The sequence below is a fragment of the Streptomyces sp. NPDC012466 genome (assembly GCF_042955215.1).
GTDB lineage: Bacteria > Actinomycetota > Actinomycetes > Streptomycetales > Streptomycetaceae > Streptomyces.
In genome coordinates, this window is the sequence record NZ_JBIBEQ010000001.1 from 1,429,780 (window position 1) to 1,446,819 (window position 17,040).

Sequence of the window (17,040 nt, forward strand, 5' to 3'; positions counted from 1 at the left end):
TGGTCAGTTATGCGCCGACCCACAGTTTGACCGCTAACCTCGCGCTTTCATGAAGCGAGCTGTCCGACGGGTGGTCACGTAGGCGAGACGTGCTTCTGAACAGCAAGAATACGGCTTCTCTACTTTGGTGGCCATCACCGAGCTCGCCTTCGACAATGGCACAACGCTCCACTCACAGGCCGGGTCGGTGCTGCTGGCCGAGATGGTCCGCAAGTCCGTTCTTAACACCGCGATATCGGTGGCACTCACGCCGTGGCGCAAGCCGCGGGCCGTGCACAATCCGGGGAAGATCCTGCTGGATGTGGCCTTGGCCGTCGCACTCGGCTGGGGGCTGTCTGGCCGACATCGGCATGCTGCAGGCCGAGCCGAATGTTCGGCCCGGTGGCCTCCGATCCCACAGTCTTCCGTGTCATCGACAGACTCGCCGCAGCCGGCCCGAAAGCCCACGCGGCGATTCGGGACGCACGTTCCCGAGCACGGGGCGGGTCTGGGAGCTGGCCGGTGCGAACAGTCCGGCCACCGACGGCCAGGTGATCGTGGACATCGGCGGAGTGCTAACCCTCGCGCACTCCGAGAAACAGGACGCCACCGCGACCCGGAAGAAGACCTTCGGCCACCACCCCCTCGTCGCGTTCGTCGACCACGGCCAGGCCGGGTGACCGGGGAGCCGGTGGCCGCCCTGCTGCGGCCCGGCAACGCAGGCTCCAACGCTGCCGCGGACCACATCGAAACCGCCCGACTCGCCCTGGCACAACTCCTCAAGGCTCTGCGGCTGGGACGGCAGACACTGATCCGCACCGACTCCGGCGGCAGCATCCACGCCTGATGGGCAGTGGCTGTCGTATTCCGTCGGAATGACCATCACCGACGCCATCCACCAGGCCGTACTGAAGATCCCTAAGAAGGCGTGGACGCCAGCCCTAATACCCCAGCGGCACCGAACGGCCCGGCGCCTGGGCCGCGGAGATCACCGATGTGCCCGACCTGGGCACCTGGCCCAGAGGGATGCGGCTGGTCGTCCGGGAGGAGCGGCCTCGCCCCCGGAAAGCCGCACCCCACACGCACAGCGTCCGTGTCAGCAAACTGATGAGAACTCATGAACGATTGAGACTAACCTCCGTTCCATGCAGTTCACCCTCGATGGCGAATCCTTCAAGCTGACGCCCACCCTTGTTCGTAGGCGTCTCGCCGGTCACGTGCCCGAGGAGATCCGCGAGTACTGGGTCGAAGTAGATGGCGTGCATTGGCCGGTCAAGCAGGTCATCTCCCTTGCGACAGGTGCCAAACGCAGCCGGTTTCAGTCGCATGCCTCTCGGCGGTGGCTGCAGAACCTCGGGTTCTTGATAGGTGCCGGATCCTCGGCCACCGAGAGCGGCTCAATCCCGCGGCTGACCGGCGCGTCTCGTCGTGGGCCTTTCGACGAGTCCCAGCTCAAGGAACTGGAGGCACTCGACGTCCGCGTTGCGTTCTCGTGGCTGAGCGCCGGCCCGATCACGCTGGACGAAGCCGGCCTGCCGAGGTTTCCCGGACTCCCGCGAGCGCCAGGACTCTACCGCTACGATTTCGGTGTAGGCGACGACGGCATCCGCGTGCTCTACATCGGGGAGTCCGTGGAGCTGGCCAGGCGAGCCAGCAACTACCGCAACGCCAAGACGGATCGCTCTAGTCAGCGCACCAGCCGCCGCATCCACAAGGAGATCGTCGGCCACTTGGAGTCCGGTGGTTCGATCGCATTCGCCATCGCAACGTCAGTCCGCTGGGGTGACGATGTCGAGCTGGACCTGCGGCTCAAGTCCGCCCGTCGCCTTGCCGAGAACGCTGCGGTGCTCCTCGCGCAGTCGCAGTCCAGGATCCGCGTGCTCAACATCGACACGGAGCTGGGAGAGGGCAGCGAGTGAGCGGTCTTCCGGACCTTCGCTTCCTGCTCTCGATCAACAGCGAGAACGCGTGGAGCGATCTGCTCGCCACCCTCATGAATGCCGACCAGGCGATCACCCGCTCCGTCCTCGGCATCGACGCTGTTGGCCCGCTCCAGATCCGTCGGGAGGTCTCGAAGTCGCGGGGCCGGAAGGCATCGGATCGCCCCGACCTGGTGGTGGAGGCGAACGGTCAGGTTGTCGCTGTCGTCGAAGTGAAGCTGCTTGCCGGCCTCGGAATCGAACAGCTGGAGCGGTACTACAAATACGTCGCCGAGGAGGACCGAGACGACTGCCGGTTCGTGGCGGTCTCGCTTCAGCGCATCCGTCTCCCACACAATCTGGAATCAGATCGACGGTATCGACCTGTACCTCGCCCTCCGGCTTCGTGCTGCCTATATGTACGACAACGTCGCCTTGCCCGGCGGCTCATCGAAGGCCATCCGGGAGATCGGCTCCGGTGGCCTGTACGTCGCGATCGTGGACGCCCCGATTCCGGGCAGCGGCTACACCGTCCGTTGGGACGCCACCGAGAGCTTGCCGACTCAGGAGGTTGGCAAGCTCGTCGACAGCAGCGGGCTTCGCGGGGTCGACTTCCGCTTCTTCCTCGTGCAGCAGCGAGTCACCTCCTCCAAGGCCTTCGACTGGGATCACCTGGCGCTGCTCTGGCAGGAATACCTCGCCCAAGAGGACTGGATTTCGTGGAGACCCCATCCGCCGCGCAAGACCTTGCAGTGGGAGAAGGATGGCGTGGCTAGACTCAAGGCGCTCGGCGCTCCAGCGTTCCTCGGCGCTGGCTACGGCGAGAAGCAGGCCAAGCTCAGCGGTGAAGTCGAGTTCGGCGCGCGCTTCGTGCTGCCGCCCTCAACCACACTCAAGGAAGCCACCGAGGTGCTCAGCAGGGTGGCTGTGATCGGGTCCCGGATGGCACAGCACGCGACTCAGCCGCAAGGGAGACTGTGATCGCATTGATCGACGGAGAATCTGACAGCGGCGATGCAGGGGTGGACGGATAGATGATGGGTGACCTTGGACCCGACCGCTTGCGGCAGCTCTTTGGCGACCCGAACGAGAACGGGGTCTACCTGGTCGGCGTCGTGGAGTTCTCGGACGATGCGAGCGAGGACCAGTGGTCGTACGTCGGGAACATTCAGATGGGGACCCTGGAGTCAGTTGCCAGCAGGCTCGGCTATGAGCGGCGTGACATCAAGATAGCGGAGCCCTACCGAGAGCCTGGCCGTGGGGTGCTGCCGGACGGAACAGAGCTGGCAGTCACCTCGACCACCGTGCCGGGGAGCGCATCCTGGCATCGAAGTAGCCGAGAGCCAACGCCCGAGGAACGGCTCCGGTGGGCAGGGCATCCAGTGCCGCCGCCACCTCCGCCCGAGCCGGTGCCGGTCGGTCCCAACATGGAGACGGCGAGGCCTCGGATCGAGGAGCACCAGGGCGAGGTCTTCTACACGAAGACCGGCAAGCCCTTCACCTACCGGACCAACCACTACACCCTGGTCATCGTCGAGAGCCGGCGCAACGTGCAGTGGCACGAGATCAGGTCAGCGCTGGAGGCATGGCCGATCGCGGGGCCGTCGGAGATTCCACGATGCTCCGAACGTTCTGGGCGGTACGTCTACGGGATCGTGTCCGACGAGCGGATCCGGCAAGGGGACTGGTGACAACCTTGGACCTGCGGCTCTGTGGCGGCTGATGCGATGCTCACCGAACCTGCCAAATCGTCGGACGCTGCAGCTACGGTCAGGAGTGAGGTTCTACTACCGCGACTTCCTCGTCGACCGAGCGCCGAGGAGGACCTGAGCACTGACGAGGACGCATGGCCGAGGACCAGGAGTACGACGAGGTCGACGCAGTTGTTCGTATCCCCAAGGGCGAGCGCCTCGCCGACTCGCGGAAGAGCGAAGGCTGGAGTCGTGGGTTCACTCCCAAGACGAGTGGCAAGGGGCCGGAGCACGTCGAGATCCGCCTGAAGGCCGAAAAGGAGTCAGGTTCCACAGACAAACCCGAGATCGTCTACGTCACCGAGTACGTGGAGAATCAGCGTCCTCAGCTCACCCCCGGCCAACAGGCCGTGGCTGTCATCGCGAACCAGATCATCGGTGATCTCGTAGAAATCGCAAAACCTCGTGTTGCCCACTGGTGGCATACCCAGGCCGTGCCGGTCCTCGTTGCCAAGGGCGAAGCCTTGGTGCTGAAGCAGCAGGCCCGCAGAGCCCAGAAGAAGGCCTTGCGAGCCGGGGCCACGACGGCACCTCCCGTTGCCGTCCCGGGGGTCGAGGCTGACGCGCCTTCCCAAGATCTGGCCACCGCGCCCAGCGACCCGAAGGTCACTGTGACGAGCGAGCAGTTTCAGCGGATGTTCATGACTTGGCTCGCTCGTGAGGACGCCCAGCAGGCACTCTGGAGCCTCATCGTGAATGCCGAGGTCGAGGATGGCGGTGCTGCCACCCTGGCATGGCAGCAGGAACTGAAAGAGCTTTCGACTGAGCAGCGAACTGAGCGGGTCATGGAGTTCCTAGCCACCAACCCCTCGATTCTGGAGGACTTCGCTCGTCAGCTCATGGGCAGCATGGCCCTGGGGCTCAGCGAGACGACTCTCGGGCGCGACCGGGCGTAGAGCCGTGCCGTTTCGGATGGCGCATCACTAGACAGGGCCTCCGACCTGCGTCGGAGGCCCTATCCAAGGCAAAGCCGCTGGTGGCGTCAGGCGAGTCGGGCTGTACGCCGGGTTCTGTCGCCCGACCAAGGACAAGGGCACCAGCCAATCATGGCCGATCAGGTCGCGCGATTCACCGCTTGAGCTTCCAGCCATGCCTCTACCTCCGGCCAGCGGTAGCGCAAATAGCGGCCGACCTTGTGGGCTCGCGGCCCCTGGTGTCGGTGATTCCATATGTAGACCGTATTCAGAGGTACACCCAGGAAGTCGGCCAGCTCCTCCGCGCTCATCAAGGGACGACGGTCCCCCGCGCCACTGGCGGCTTCTTCCGCACGGGCAGTGGTTCGACGCATGGGCACTCCAAAACGGTTCGAAGCGGGCAGGAAAGAACCACGTGAGCGGTACCCCGCCGTGGTCGTGGGCGGAACGTTTACATTGAATTCCGGCCGGACCAAACAGAGGGCCTTTCGACGAAATTCCTACGACTCTTGCGAACTCTCGAAGGACACATGCGAATCTTCGCTGAGGGTTCGTCGAGCCCTCGTCGAACCCTCAGCGAGCATTCGTCTAGGTGAAATCTTCTCTACCACTCTGCGCCCTTTGTCGCGAAGACCCCAAGAATGCATTTGACATCTTCAGCTCTCCTGGATCAACATCCAATTCACACAGGGCGCGATGAACGGGCAGACAGTCTCGCCGTCGACGCTGACCCTGATTCAAAAGATCCCACAAATAGACTCAAAGGGTCGTTGGAAACTAGGAGTTGAGTCGATGCCGTACGACCGCTGGCATCAGTCGCGCCCGAAAGACGGGGAGTCGACCTGCAAGGAACACGGCAAAGTTCCGACGCGGGATCACGGGACGGGGAAGCGGTGGCAGGCTCGATGGCGCAACCGGGAAGATGTCCAGCAGACGGAGCTGTTCCGCACCGAGGCCGAAGCCCGCAGGCATGAGACCAAGATGCGGTCCGGAGTGGACGACGGTTCATATATCAACCCTCGCGCCGGAGAGGTCAGGGTCGGTGAACTCGCTCTTAGGTGGCTCAGGGGCACGAACACAAGAATCCACGAACTTACCGACGCCATAAGGAGCGAATTTTCCTGCACGTCGTTCCTACCGCAGTCGGGAAGATGCGCGTAAAGGACGTGAACGCCTCGTCTTTGCTGGACTGGCTGCATGACCGTCGCAGGCTGCTCGAAAGTTCCACGCTGCGCCTGGTCTTCGACAATCTTCGGGCTGTCTTTGACCTGGCCGTGGACGACAGCCTGATACACAAAAATCCGTGCCTCGCCAAATCGGTGCAGGACGCCAAGCCGAAGCGAGGAGGGGGCGGCCGGGCAGAGCTGACCCTAACGTGGGAGGGCACCGAGAAGATCCGTGCCGAACTTCCCGACCGCTACAAAGCACTTGTTGACTGTGGTCGCGGCCTGGGTCTACGGCAAGGAGAGATATTCGGCCTGTCACCAGAAGATATCGACTGGGCACATCCAGACGGCGCCATGGTGCACGTGCAACGGCAAGTAGTCCACGACGGCTCGTTTCTCGTATACGCCCTCCCCAAGGGCGGAGACGACGAGGACCCGAAGGACCGGTGGGTCGAGCTGACCGACGACGTGGCCATCCCCCTGCGCGAGCACATGGAGAAGTACCCGCCGGTCGAGGTGACCCGACCGTGGGGCAGTAAAGGCGGCGACCCGGTCACGGTGCGGCTGATCTTCTACACCCGAGAGAAGACCGCCATTCAGTCGAATTGGTTCAACTCCTACCGCTGGAAGCCCGCCCTGGCGTCGGCCGGCCTCATCAAGCCCCTTGAGCCCGACGCGAAGGGACGACGCTGGGAGAAGTCCCGCGACGTGATGATGCACGCGCTCCGACACCTGTACGCGTCGATGATGATCAACGGCGGGGTAGACGTGTACACGCTCGCGGACCGCCTCGGACACGCCGATCCCGCGTTTACCCTGCGTAAATACGTGCACCGGGTCGTGGGAGCCGGTTCCAAGGTCCGCATCGCGGTCCGGAGCGCCTACACCAGGGCCGCGTGACTCCTGCTCCGTTCGGCTTGTGCAACAACCGTGCAAGATGATCTTCGAGAGGGGTCATTTACCCAGGTCAGAAGCTTTGTCTATGAGTTCCGGGACATCTGACCCTCACCGATCCAACGCCGCCGCGCCCCTTCTGAACTGCAGGAATGTAAGACGGGAGGGTGTGCAGGCGCCTCTGGGACTTTCTAGGGCGCGCCTGCCGCACTGTCGAGATACACCTCAGCGGGACCCCGTTCCAAGGTCCATGAGCAAGTCGTCCAGCACCGTTTCCTCCTCGACCCGGACACCGCATTCGGCGAGTGCGGCGGCCAGGGCAGGGTCCCAGGGAGTTGCAGCGGGTGGGCCCGTCAGGTTCGGGGACTCGGCCGCTGCGGTCACTGCTGCTCGGTAATCGGCGGCCGTGTAGCGCCACGGCCGCCAAGGGACACTTCGCGACAGCGCTGTGGCGATGCGCACACCGCCCCAGTCGAAGTCGCCGTGGTAGAGAAGGCGGGCTCCCCGCATGGACAGGTCGCGCAGCAAGGTGAGCGCGGCGGCCGACGGATGGCCCTGGAGGCACACCATGGGCGGGCAGTCCGGGCCGAAAGTGCCGGCAGCCGCGGACAGCACGGCCGGGTTCTCGCAGATGTGCACAGTTCCCGTCGTCGGAACGAAGGCAACCGGGGGGCGACCGGTGAGGGAGCGGAGTGTCAGCACCGCCGGCTCCCCCGCGCCGGCCATCCAGTCGAGGGCCGGCGTACCGCGCAGGTTGAGGGTGAGGACGGTCGACGACAAATCGTCCCTGAGCAGGCCCGCCGACGCCCACGCCTCCCGCCGCCACTGCGCACCGGAGCCGTCGGGGAAGCCGGTGAGACAACGGATGCCGGACAGGACGAGAGTGGCGAGCGGCGTCCTCTCGTCCAGGGCATGGGCGCCCGAAAGGTTCCGTGCCGCGAACGCGGCCCGCGAGGTCGGGGGTGACGCGGGCAGCGCACGCAACGCGCGCACGGCGGCCTCCACCAGGGGGCCCGCGGCCTCCGGTGTACGAGCGAGGCGCCGTACGAGACCGTCACCGCGGATCCGCGCGGCCCAGCGGGCCAGCTCCCCGCCGAGGATGTCGAGCGGGGCGCATGCCTCCTCCCAGGCCTGTTCCTCCCTTCTCCGTGTCTCGGCGTGGGGTACGACCGGTCCGGTGAGGGCGACGACGGCCGCCGCCAGTCCGTCGGGGCTGACACCGGAGCGACGCAGGATCTCGTCCACGGTGGCGAGGCGAATGCTCAAGGAGCCGCTGGATCGTGGCGCCCGTCCCAGCAGGCGTTCGACAGCGCGTCGTTGGGGTTCATCGGGGTCGGACAGTGTGACGGAACCGGTGAGCGGCCGACCGCGTGCCATGCGCTGCCGCACGCGGTCCACGAACCAGGCAAGGCCGGGATCGCCGAGCAGGCGTCCGAGGCGCTCGGTATCGACGTCGGCCCGGGCTCCTACCGGTGTCGTGCGTCCGGCCGCCGTCCGGCCTCCATCGCGGTCAGACGGGGTCGCCGAAGGGGTCACGTCCACAGGGCCCCCTGTCCGCCGGAGCTGTCGACGACGGCGGTCCACCTCGGCTCACCGGAAGGATTCACCGGTCCGTCGGCCCCCTCGCCGGAGTCGCCAACACCGGCAGCCGCCGCGAACGCGTCCGCCCGGGCGCCGGGCTCCGTGCCGCGCCGCCGTTCGCTGCCGTCCCATTCCCACCGCGTCACCAGTACGGCGTCGATGTCGTCGACGCGGGAGAGCTGGGCGATGGCGATGCCCGGCACCTGGAGATAGCAGGCCCACTCGCGTTCGCTGGTCATGACGACGTCGAGGTCGAAGGCGCGGAGCAGACCGAGGCACTTGGCGCGCGAGTCGTCGTCGACGCCGGCGAACGCCTCGTCCAGGGTGACCAGGCGTGGGGCGTGCGCACCGCCCGCGCTCGCGTAGTGCGAGGACGCTGCGGCGAACAGGGGCACGGAGGCGGCCAGTACCCGCTCCCCGCCCGAGGCGGGTCCGGTGGCCGGCACCCACTTGCCGTGTTGGTGGCGTTCCACGCCGAACTCGTGCCAGGACCGGTAGTCGAGGGCGGCGGTGAGGTCCTCCAGCCAGCTGCCCGCGTTGTCGTCGGCCTGCCGGTGGGTGATCTGTTCCTGGAGGAACGCGCCGACCGCGGCCCGGTCCTCGGGCGACCACGCGTCAGCGGACTGACGCAGCCGTTCGCGGGCTTGGGCCAGTCCCTGCGGGGCCTGGCGGGACGCTCTCCACACCAGCCTCAGCTTCATGCCCGTGGACGTCGGGCGCTCCTCCAGCTCCCTGTTCATCGCGGCCACCTGCCGTTCGGCAGCCCCGATCAGTTCCTGGAGCGTCCCGGCGACCTCGGTGATCAGATGGGTCTGGAGGATCTCGCGCTCGCGTGCGGACAGGATGCGGGTCAGTTCCGCGACCTCCACGGCGAGTGCCTCGGCGAGTTCGGGCACGGCCCGTTCCCGGCCCTGGTAGACGATGTCGACCCGCATGCCGTCCTCGCTGGGGCGGGCGGTGGCGGTGTGGCCGTGCCGCGACAGCGCGTCCTGGAGCCTGCCGAACTCCTCGCTCAGCCGCTTCTGCACGCGCTCCCAGGCCGCGTCGGTGTCGTCGATCGAGGAGAGCCGGGACTCCACGGCCCGCGCGAGGGCGACGGCGGGAGTCGCCGCCCACGTGCCTGTGCCGTCGTCCGGTACGTCGATGTCGGGCAGCGCGACGGCGAGCAGCCCCGTCGCGGCGAACCGCTGGAGCGCCGCGACGGCTTCCTCCCGCGCGGCGGTCGCCTCGGTGACGTCTTCGGCGAGCCGCTCGATGCGTCCCTCGGCGCGGCTGGCCCGCCGGTCGGCGTCACCGTGCTCCGCCCGGGCCTGCCTCTGCTCGTGCTCGCAGACCCGGGCCGCCTCGGCGGTCTCCTCCAATTGCCTCTGCAGCTCGGCGACGGCCGCTCCGACGGTGGAGCGAAGCGTCATGAGGTGTTCGTCCGCCGCCGCGGCCACCCGAGCCGCCTCCGTTGCGCGCTCCGCGAGTTCGGACACGAGGAGTTCGGCCCGGTGGGTTTCCTCCTGCTCGCCGGTCACGGCGCGCTCGGATTCCGCGCGTTCGCGCAGTGCGGGCCACAGGGCTGCCAGGAGGGCGGTGTGGTCGGCGAGTGCCTGGCGCACGGAGCCCAGCGCCGTGGGGTCGGCGGGGAGGTTCAGGGCCGCTGCGGTGTCGGCGAGTTCGGCCGCCGTACGGTCGGCCCGCTCCGCCGCCGGAGCCAGTTCCGCGGCCCGTTCGTCCCGCCGGGCGCGGGCGCGACGGACCGCGTCGGCCGCGGTGGTGACGCGTGCGTGGGCGTGCCGCAGGTCGTCGTCGCCGGGCAGTGCGGCGAATTCAGCGTCCAGTACGGCACGGCTCTCGGCCACGGCGCGGGACTCCTCGGCCAGTCGTTCCCGCTCCGTCGTCAGGCCGTCGATCTCGCCGCGCAGTTCCCGGATGCGGAGGCGGCGTGCCTGTTCCCGCGCTCCTTCCCCCACGTATTGGGCGCTGTCCTTGGCCCAGCTTCCGGTGAGGGCCCCGACGCGGAAGCGCCCGTCCGCGCAGACCCAGGTGTCGTGGCCCCCGGCTTCCCCGGAGGCCTCGCCAGGCCCCTCATCGCCGACCGCGGCCAGCCCGATCGAGGCGAGCAGACGCGCGACCGTCTCCTCCCCCACGGCTGCGGCCCCCGCGTCCGCGGGGTCGACCGCCGGGCACAGCGCGCGGTCGAGGCCTGTCCCGCCGAGCAGTCCGACCGGATCGAGCAGTACGTCATGGCCGTCCGCCGCCACCGAGGAGCCGTCCGGCCGCACCCAGGCGTCGAGAAGCCCCGACGCCTCCAGCGCGGCTTCCAGTCCCGCACGGTCGGCCTCCGCGAGGTGCGGGCGGAAGTCGACGAGCCGCCACAGCGGAGCGCCAAGGCCTCGGTCCCGCACGCCGGGTGTGCGCGTCGCGGGAGCCGCGGGACCGCGCTCCCCACCCGTTTCGAGGGCGGTCAGTTCCTCAACGGCCAGCCGCTGCCGCTGCGCCGTCGCCGCCTCACGGTGGGCCAGTCCGGCCGCCCGGTCGGCCAGGCGAGAGGCGGCGGCGCGATGCGCCTCGCCCGCCGCCGTACGGGCCGGCATCGGGCCGTCCAGAGATCTCGCCCAGTCCTGTACGGCGTCCAGGACCCCGGGCAGCCCGGGCACCCGCAGCTCCACGTATCCGGAGAGGCGCTCCCGCACGGCCGTGACCAGCGCCCGCCCCGCCCGGGCGACGTCCTCCTCCGCCTCGGCCAGCCGCTCCTCGGCGTGCACGACCTCCTCGTCGGCCTCGTCGGCGCGCAGCCGGGCGGCACGATGCCGCTCCTCGGCCTGCTCGGCCCGCGTGGCGAGGTCCGCCACGTGCTCTACGGCGCGCCGCCTGCTCGCGGTCGCCTCGTCCGCCTCGCGGCGCAGCACCGGGTCGGGGGCTCCCTCTGTCCTGGGGATGTCGAGCCGTGCGGCCGCGGCGCTCTCGGACACCCGGTCCCGGATACCGTCCAACGCATCCCGGGCTGCTTTGAGCCGGTTGTCCGCGGTGGCGAGCCGGCCCAGGGCCCGGGTGTGCGCCTCGGCCGCCGTACGCCTGTCCGCCTCGGCCCGCTTCAGTTCTGCGGCTGTGCGGGAGGCGTCGTCCGCCGCCCGGTCGAGCGCGCGGGCATCGCGCATCTCGGGCCGGGACCGCAGCGTGGCGTCCTGAGCGGCCAGCCGCGCGGCCCGCTCGTCGAGGGCGGCGCCCCTCTCCCCGGCCTCATCGCGGTCCGCCACGGCCCGCTCCCTCTCCGCCTGTGCCCTGGCGAGTTCCCGTTGCAGGTTCTCATAGCGGGCGTGTTCGCGGCGGGGCAGGCGGGCGCGGCGCCGGGAGGCGAGGCGGGCGTAGCGGCGGTAGTGGTCGAGGAACCCGGAGGACGCCTGTTCGGCCTCGCGGGCCGCCCTCAGTTCCTCCTTCTCCTCGTCCAGCGACCGGAACGCCTCCGCGGCGTCGGCGACGACCGCCTGGTCCATCGGCGGCAGCGCCTCGGTCAGTGCCCGGGAGAGGGCGGCCTGGCTGGGGCGCTTGGACAGCTGGGGCTGGCGCAGCTGGATCAGGAGGTCGACGAGAGCGCCGTAGCGCCGCTCCCCCAGCCCGAAGAGGGCTTCGTCGACCGCCCTGCGGTAGGCCTTCGCCGTGTCATACACCATGCCGTGGCCGCCGACGGCCTCGGCGAGCCGATCGCGGGACAGTGCCGTCCCGGTCGCGTCCAGCAGGTCGAGACCGGCACCGATCCGCTGGTCGGTGACCGCGAACCAGTGCCGGGCGATGCCCCGTCCGGCGACCGCCTTCAGTCCGCACAGCAGCGTGCGGAAGAGCGCCTCCCCTGTGGTGCTGTCGAGCCGCCCGAACTCGATCCAGGTGTAGCCGAGCCGTTCGGGATGCGGGTGCGCGCCGCCCAGGAGCAGGTTCCACTCCATGCGCTTGCCGGGGTCGCCGTCGGGTTCGACGCGGCGGGCGGAGAGGTCGCCGTCCAGGAGGAACGGCAGGGTGAGGGCGAGCACCTTCGACTTGCCGGTGCCGTTGTTGCCGCGCAGCAGCAAGCGGCCGTCGCGGAACCAGAACTCCTCGACGTCGTAGTGGAAGAGATCGACGAGTCCGATGCGCAGGGGTCGCCACCGGCCGGGCGCGGGAGCGGGGAGCGCGGGGCCGGGCAACTCCGGGCCGGGGAGCGCGGTCACGGGGCGGTTCACCTTTCGTCCTGCACGGGCTGCACGGGCTGCACGGTCATGTCGGGCCGGCGGGCCCGTCCGGGTTCCCTGACGACGGGCTCGCCGACCGCGTACCGGGCCAGGGCCGGCCGCGGTACGACGCCCCGTTCGGTGCGCTCGGCGAGTCCCAGTGCCACCAGCCTGGTCAGCGCCTGCTCGACGAGTTCGGGCTCCGCGCCCGGTTCCCTCGCCGACTTGGACCAGAATCCGCCGTGCTCCACGGCCAGTTCCCGTACGCGGGCCGCCAGTTCCGCCGATTCCACGGGCCCGGCCGCCTGGGCCAGGTGCCCCGCCAGCAGCAGGGTGATGTGACCGTGGGTGCCCTGTTCCGGCATGCGCGCGTCCGTGAGGTCGTCCATCGGGTCGACCATGGCGATGCCCTCGGCCCGGATCTCCGGGACGAGTCCCGTCAGTTCGTTGATGCGGGCGGTGATGAAGCCGCGCTGCCGGGTGAGGTAGGCCAGTTCGTCGTCGGTCAGGTCGTCGTAGTACAGCACCGGGTCGTCCAGGAGGATGCGGGTCAGTTTCCAGCGGACCGCCCGGAACCTGAGCTCGTCGCTGTCGAGCACGGTCCACGCGGTCATCTCCACCAGGCGCTCCTCGAAGCCCGCGGCCTCGACCATGGAGGGACCCCGCAGGGACGCGGGCATCCCCGCCAGCACGCGCCGCCGCACGTCGTACAGCACGTCGCCCGATCCGCTGACGTAGGCGTCTTCGTCGCCGGCGACCCGCCGCAGCACCCCGAGCCGCAGCAGCAGGCGGACGACGGCCGCGAGGTCGAGGCGCTCGTCGCGCCGCTCCAGAGTGAACGTGATCCCGGCGGCGACGAGTTCGGGATCGGCGGCGGCCAGGACGACCTGCTCGGCGAGGCGGCCGAGCGCCACCTGCGACTCGCCCCGTTCCAGGGCGGCCAGGGCCAGGCAGAGCAGGACGTAGCGGCGGCGGGTGAAGGGCAGGGCGCTGCGGGCGGCCTCGCGCGCCGGGTGTGTGGCGTCGGTGAGAGTGCCCGGCGTCTTGCGCAGCCGTGCGGCGTCGGCGTCCGCGCGCAGCGTCCAGCCGACGTTCCGTTCGAACCACTCCCGCAGCTCGGCGGTATGACGGCGCACCAGCTTGAACTCGTCGGCGTACGGTCCGTCGGCGGTGAGCAGCGGCTCCTTCAGCAGGGCGCGTGCGGCCTTCTGGAGGTCGGCCTGCCGCTGGCCCTCGAGGACCTCGGCGAGGGGGCCGCTCATCGGTCCTCCGTGAGCTGGGGAGCGGCGTCCCGTCGCGGGGCGGGCAGGGGAACGGGTCCCGATGCCGGTGCGGCGCGGTCGCCGTGCCCCTCTGTGAGGTCGACGATGTCGATCAGGTGGTCGGGACCGCTGAACACACCGTCGGAAGTGCGCACTTCGGCTGTCGATCCGTCGTCGAGGGCGGTCAGCCGGATCTCCATCGAACCGTCCCCGCTGGTGGCGACTGTGGTGATGGTGCCCGGCCGCCAGGTGGCGAGCGCGTCGCCGAGCAGCCGCAGGAACAACTGGAAGGCATGCGGGTCGAGTCCGCCGAGCCGGGACAGCCGCACCGGGCCGCCCGTCACGAGACGGTCCCGCGCCCGCCTGGTCTCCTCCGTCTGCCGGGCGGCGATCTCGGCGAGCCGGCGTTTCGCCTCTCCCCGGTCGGCCACCCGGCGCGGCCTGCCGCGCCGTTCATAACTGCCGGTGCGGCGCAACTGGGGGCTGATCTTCAGCGGTCGCGCCTCGCTCCACGGGGTGGAAGCCGGCTCCGGGGCGGCCGCCCGTTCGGCGAGGGTGTCGGCGTCGACGGTGAGGTGCCGGGAGGAGTGCAGCCCGAACGCCACCCGCCACAGCCGGTGCCGCGCCTCGTCGTCCGGGGCCTGGGCGAACCAGCGCGCCAGGGTGCGGAAGTCGGCCGAACGGTCCGAGCGTCCGGCCCGCCGCTCGTTGAGCTGCCGTACGACGGCCAGGAGTTGCGGGATCAAACCGAGCGCCCGCCCGCGCAGCAGCCTGGCCTGCGACTCCCGTCCCTCGCCCGACACGAACCACTCGGCGAGCCCGGACCACCGGGCCGCCCACCGCTCGTATGCCACCGCCTCCGCCCGCTCGGCGTCCTCGGGAGCCGCGTCGGCGGCCTCGCGGACGGCGGCGAGCCGCAGCAGCGGACCGACACGCTTTTGCTCCTCCAGCTCCCCGATCAGCAGGGCGATGCGCCCGCCGAGGGTGATGAGGTCCTGGATGAAGCGCTCCAGGTACTGGATCAGCCGGTCCTTGTAGGCGAGGAACGCCTCGACCTCGATGTCGTGCAGGTCGATGGTGCGCTGGAGCGAGCCCATGAAGGCGCGGGCGTTGTCGGCGAGGTCGGTGAAGCGCGCCGTCAGAACGGACAGGGCGACGTACGCCTTGGCCGGGTCGGGCTCGTCCTCCACGGCGATCACCAGGAGCGCCCGCAGCTGCGTGACGATGTCGTGCAGCGCGACCGCCTGGAGTTCGCCGCGCCGCCCCAGCACCTCGTCGTACGTCCCCAGCGCCGCCTCGGTGGCCTCACCGGCCCGGGTGAGCTGGTAGATGAACCGCCTGCGGTAGAAGTCCTCGACCGCCGTCACCCGCGCGTGGTCCGGATCGGCCCGCAGATTGCCCCACTCGACGAGCTTGTCGAGCGCCTGCGTCACCGCTTCGAGGTCGGCGGGCCGGTCCCCCGCTTCCAGGGCGGCGTACACGTCCTCCGGCCGCAGATGCACCGCGAACCGCTCCTTGGCGGCGAGGAACGCCCGCATGACCTGGCGGTAGAGGGGGGCGTTGGGGGCGGTGAGGTGGGCGAACGGGGTGTAGTCGCTGAAGGTCATCTCGGCACATTCTTCCACCGCGGTCCCGAGCTCACATGGGAGTTGCGAACACGCACTCCGCCCAGACCGTCTTGCCCGGCCCTCCAGGCCGGAGGTGCCAGCCCCAGTGGGTGGCGAGACCCGCGACCAGCAGCAACCCTCGGCCGCTGGTGTCCTCTGGGCCGGGGGCGGGCAGTGCGTCCGGTTCGGGTGGTGTGCGTTCGGTACGGGTGTCGGTGACCTCGATCCTGACCGTGCGGGCGGTTTCGCTCACGTGCAGGAACAGATGGAAGTCCCGGCTGGGGACGTGGCCGTGCTGTACCGCGTTGGCGGTCAGCTCACCGAGGACCAGCACGATCTTCTCGTGTGGGTCGGTGCCGTACGGGATTCCCCAGGCGTCCAACCGATGTGCGGCCAGTCGGCGGGCGAGGCGGGCGCCCCGCGGGGTGGAGGTGAAACGCATCTCGAAGGTGCGGCTCAAGTCGTCACCGGGACACGTGGGTTGGGATGCGCTGATGGGGCTGGGGAGTTGGCTCGTCATGCCGACTACGGTGCCCTCGGTCGCATAGCGTGACCAGTTGTGACGCACCGACGCGACTCGTTGTACGCGTTGTGGCGGTACGGGTACGAGACGCGCGGCGTGACGAGGCCGCCGATGCGGCGTTGAGCCAGGGAGGCGGTAGCGATGACCGAGGTTGCACGCGAGGGGGCCGAGACCGTGGTGGCAGACGACGCGGGACAGGCGACCGCGGACACATCCGGCCAGGCTGTGGTCATCGCGTTCGGACAGACGATGAAGACGCTGCGGGTACGGGCGGGCCTGGAGCGCGAGGAGTTCGGACGACGGATCGGATACTCGGCATCCACAGTCGCGTCGTACGAGCAGGGGCGGCGGATCCCCTCGCCCAGGACCATCGAGCTGGCGGACGAGGTCCTGGACGCGGGCGGGTTGCTGACGGTGTGGAAGGAGCAGGTGGAGCGGGCTCAGTATCCGGTGTTCTTCCAGGGGATGGCGACGCTGGAGAAGGAGGCTCTGGAGCTGCTCGCGTACGACACCCACGTTCTCAACGGTCTGCTGCAGACCGAGGATTACATGAGGGCGGTACTCGACATGCGGCGCCCGGTCCTGGACCAGGAGACCGTCGAGCAGCGTGTGGCGGCCCGGTTGGCCCGGCAGGACATCTTCAGCCGCTGGCCCGCGCCTCTACTGAGCTTCGTACTCGAAGAAGCGGCACTGCGGCACCCTTGGGGAGGCAAGGCCGTACATCGGGGTCAGTTGGAACATCTGCTCCTGATCGGCCAAAAGCAGAACGTCGAGCTGCAAGTCATGCCAACAGACCGCGAGTACAACGCTGGGGTAGACGGCGCGTTCACGGTGATCACACGAAAGGACGGAATGAGGTTCGTCTACACCGAAGTTCAAGGAACCAGCGCCCTTCAAACCGAGCCGGAGCAGACGACTCTCGCCGCCGCCCGCTATGGGATCATCCGATCGCAGGCTCTCCCATCGCGAGAGTCGCTCGACTTCGTGGAAAGGTTGCTGAGATCGCTATGAAAAGCTCTGAGTCCTCAGCCGTAGCCTCCGGCCTCCCTTGGTTCAAGAGCAGCTACAGCGGAGCCGAGGGTGGCCAGTGCGTCGAGGTCGCGGCCGACACGGGAGTCATATACATCCGGGACTCCAAGGCCATGGCCGGACCCGTCATCCGTGTGTCACGTGAGACGTGGGCCAGCTTCGTCGGGGAGGCCTGACCGTCGAACGTCAAGCGTGAGCCCTGCCGCCCGATCAAGGGCGGCAGGG

General features: G+C 69.1%; 13 protein-coding genes and 2 pseudogenes. 9 read left to right on the plus strand and 6 right to left on the minus strand.

The window, feature by feature from the left end; all coding sequences use genetic code 11:
• Window positions 1-124 precede the first annotated feature (124 nt).
• The 6 genes and pseudogenes from ACFY9E_RS06360 to ACFY9E_RS06385 form a co-directional block, all read left to right on the plus strand.
• Window positions 125-1,041: pseudogene (locus ACFY9E_RS06360) on the plus strand (transposase); the annotation flags it as partial.
• Window positions 1,042-1,124: 83 nt separating this feature from the next.
• Window positions 1,125-1,898, plus strand: coding sequence for a hypothetical protein (locus ACFY9E_RS06365; protein ID WP_390979837.1), 774 nt, complete (start codon window positions 1,125-1,127; stop codon window positions 1,896-1,898).
• 74 nt (window positions 1,899-1,972) lie between these two features.
• Window positions 1,973-2,233, plus strand: a pseudogene (locus tag ACFY9E_RS06370) (PD-(D/E)XK nuclease family protein); the annotation flags it as partial.
• A gap of 82 nt (window positions 2,234-2,315) precedes the next feature.
• Entirely contained in the window at window positions 2,316-2,879 is a 564-nt protein-coding gene (locus ACFY9E_RS06375; protein WP_390980340.1) for a hypothetical protein, read from the plus strand.
• Window positions 2,880-2,932: 53 nt separating this feature from the next.
• Window positions 2,933-3,589: a hypothetical protein gene (locus ACFY9E_RS06380; protein WP_390979839.1), complete on the plus strand. Its 657-nt coding sequence runs from the start codon at window positions 2,933-2,935 to the stop codon at window positions 3,587-3,589.
• A 155-nt stretch (window positions 3,590-3,744) separates the two neighbouring features.
• Complete coding sequence (locus ACFY9E_RS06385) at window positions 3,745-4,545, plus strand: hypothetical protein (protein ID WP_390979842.1); 801 nt, start codon at window positions 3,745-3,747, stop codon at window positions 4,543-4,545.
• A gap of 158 nt (window positions 4,546-4,703) precedes the next feature.
• Here ACFY9E_RS06385 and ACFY9E_RS06390 read toward each other — a convergent pair whose 3' ends face one another.
• On the minus strand, window positions 4,704-4,937 hold the full coding sequence (locus tag ACFY9E_RS06390) for a helix-turn-helix domain-containing protein (RefSeq protein WP_390979844.1): 234 nt from the start codon (window positions 4,935-4,937) through the stop codon (window positions 4,704-4,706).
• 777 nt (window positions 4,938-5,714) lie between these two features.
• On the opposite strand from ACFY9E_RS06390, the gene ACFY9E_RS06395 reads away from it, so the two are divergent.
• On the plus strand, window positions 5,715-6,629 hold the full coding sequence (locus tag ACFY9E_RS06395; protein WP_390979846.1) for a tyrosine-type recombinase/integrase: 915 nt from the start codon (window positions 5,715-5,717) through the stop codon (window positions 6,627-6,629).
• Between the two features lie 219 nt (window positions 6,630-6,848).
• Here ACFY9E_RS06395 and ACFY9E_RS06400 read toward each other — a convergent pair whose 3' ends face one another.
• The 5 genes from ACFY9E_RS06400 to ACFY9E_RS06420 are packed head-to-tail and all read right to left on the minus strand — an operon-like array spanning window position 6,849 to window position 15,783.
• A complete protein-coding gene (locus ACFY9E_RS06400) occupies window positions 6,849-8,165 on the minus strand; it encodes a TIGR02679 family protein (RefSeq protein ID WP_390979848.1) in 1,317 nt (438 codons plus the stop codon).
• Window positions 8,156-12,394 (minus strand): TIGR02680 family protein, encoded by a 4,239-nt coding sequence (locus ACFY9E_RS06405; RefSeq protein WP_390979849.1) that lies wholly within the window; start codon window positions 12,392-12,394, stop codon window positions 8,156-8,158. The genes ACFY9E_RS06400 and ACFY9E_RS06405 overlap by 10 nt, the downstream gene beginning before the upstream one ends.
• An 8-nt stretch (window positions 12,395-12,402) precedes the next feature.
• A complete protein-coding gene (locus tag ACFY9E_RS06410) occupies window positions 12,403-13,656 on the minus strand; it encodes a TIGR02678 family protein (protein ID WP_390979851.1) in 1,254 nt (417 codons plus the stop codon).
• Window positions 13,653-15,263, minus strand: coding sequence for a TIGR02677 family protein (locus ACFY9E_RS06415; RefSeq protein ID WP_390979853.1), 1,611 nt, complete (start codon window positions 15,261-15,263; stop codon window positions 13,653-13,655). The genes ACFY9E_RS06410 and ACFY9E_RS06415 overlap by 4 nt, the downstream gene beginning before the upstream one ends.
• Window positions 15,264-15,294: 31 nt before the next feature.
• Window positions 15,295-15,783, minus strand: a complete 489-nt coding sequence (locus ACFY9E_RS06420; protein WP_390979855.1) for an ATP-binding protein — start codon at window positions 15,781-15,783, stop codon at window positions 15,295-15,297.
• 144 nt (window positions 15,784-15,927) lie between these two features.
• Here ACFY9E_RS06420 and ACFY9E_RS06425 point away from each other — a divergent pair, with 144 nt between their 5' ends.
• Together ACFY9E_RS06425 and ACFY9E_RS06430 are read left to right on the plus strand one after the other, a co-directional pair.
• Window positions 15,928-16,797 (plus strand): Scr1 family TA system antitoxin-like transcriptional regulator, encoded by an 870-nt coding sequence (locus ACFY9E_RS06425; RefSeq protein WP_390979857.1) that lies wholly within the window; start codon window positions 15,928-15,930, stop codon window positions 16,795-16,797.
• The gene (locus tag ACFY9E_RS06430; RefSeq protein WP_390979859.1) at window positions 16,794-16,991 is read left to right on the plus strand and encodes a DUF397 domain-containing protein; all 198 of its coding nucleotides are present in this window, start codon (window positions 16,794-16,796) and stop codon (window positions 16,989-16,991) included. Before ACFY9E_RS06425 ends, ACFY9E_RS06430 begins: the two co-directional genes overlap by 4 nt.
• Window positions 16,992-17,040: the final 49 nt, after the last annotated feature.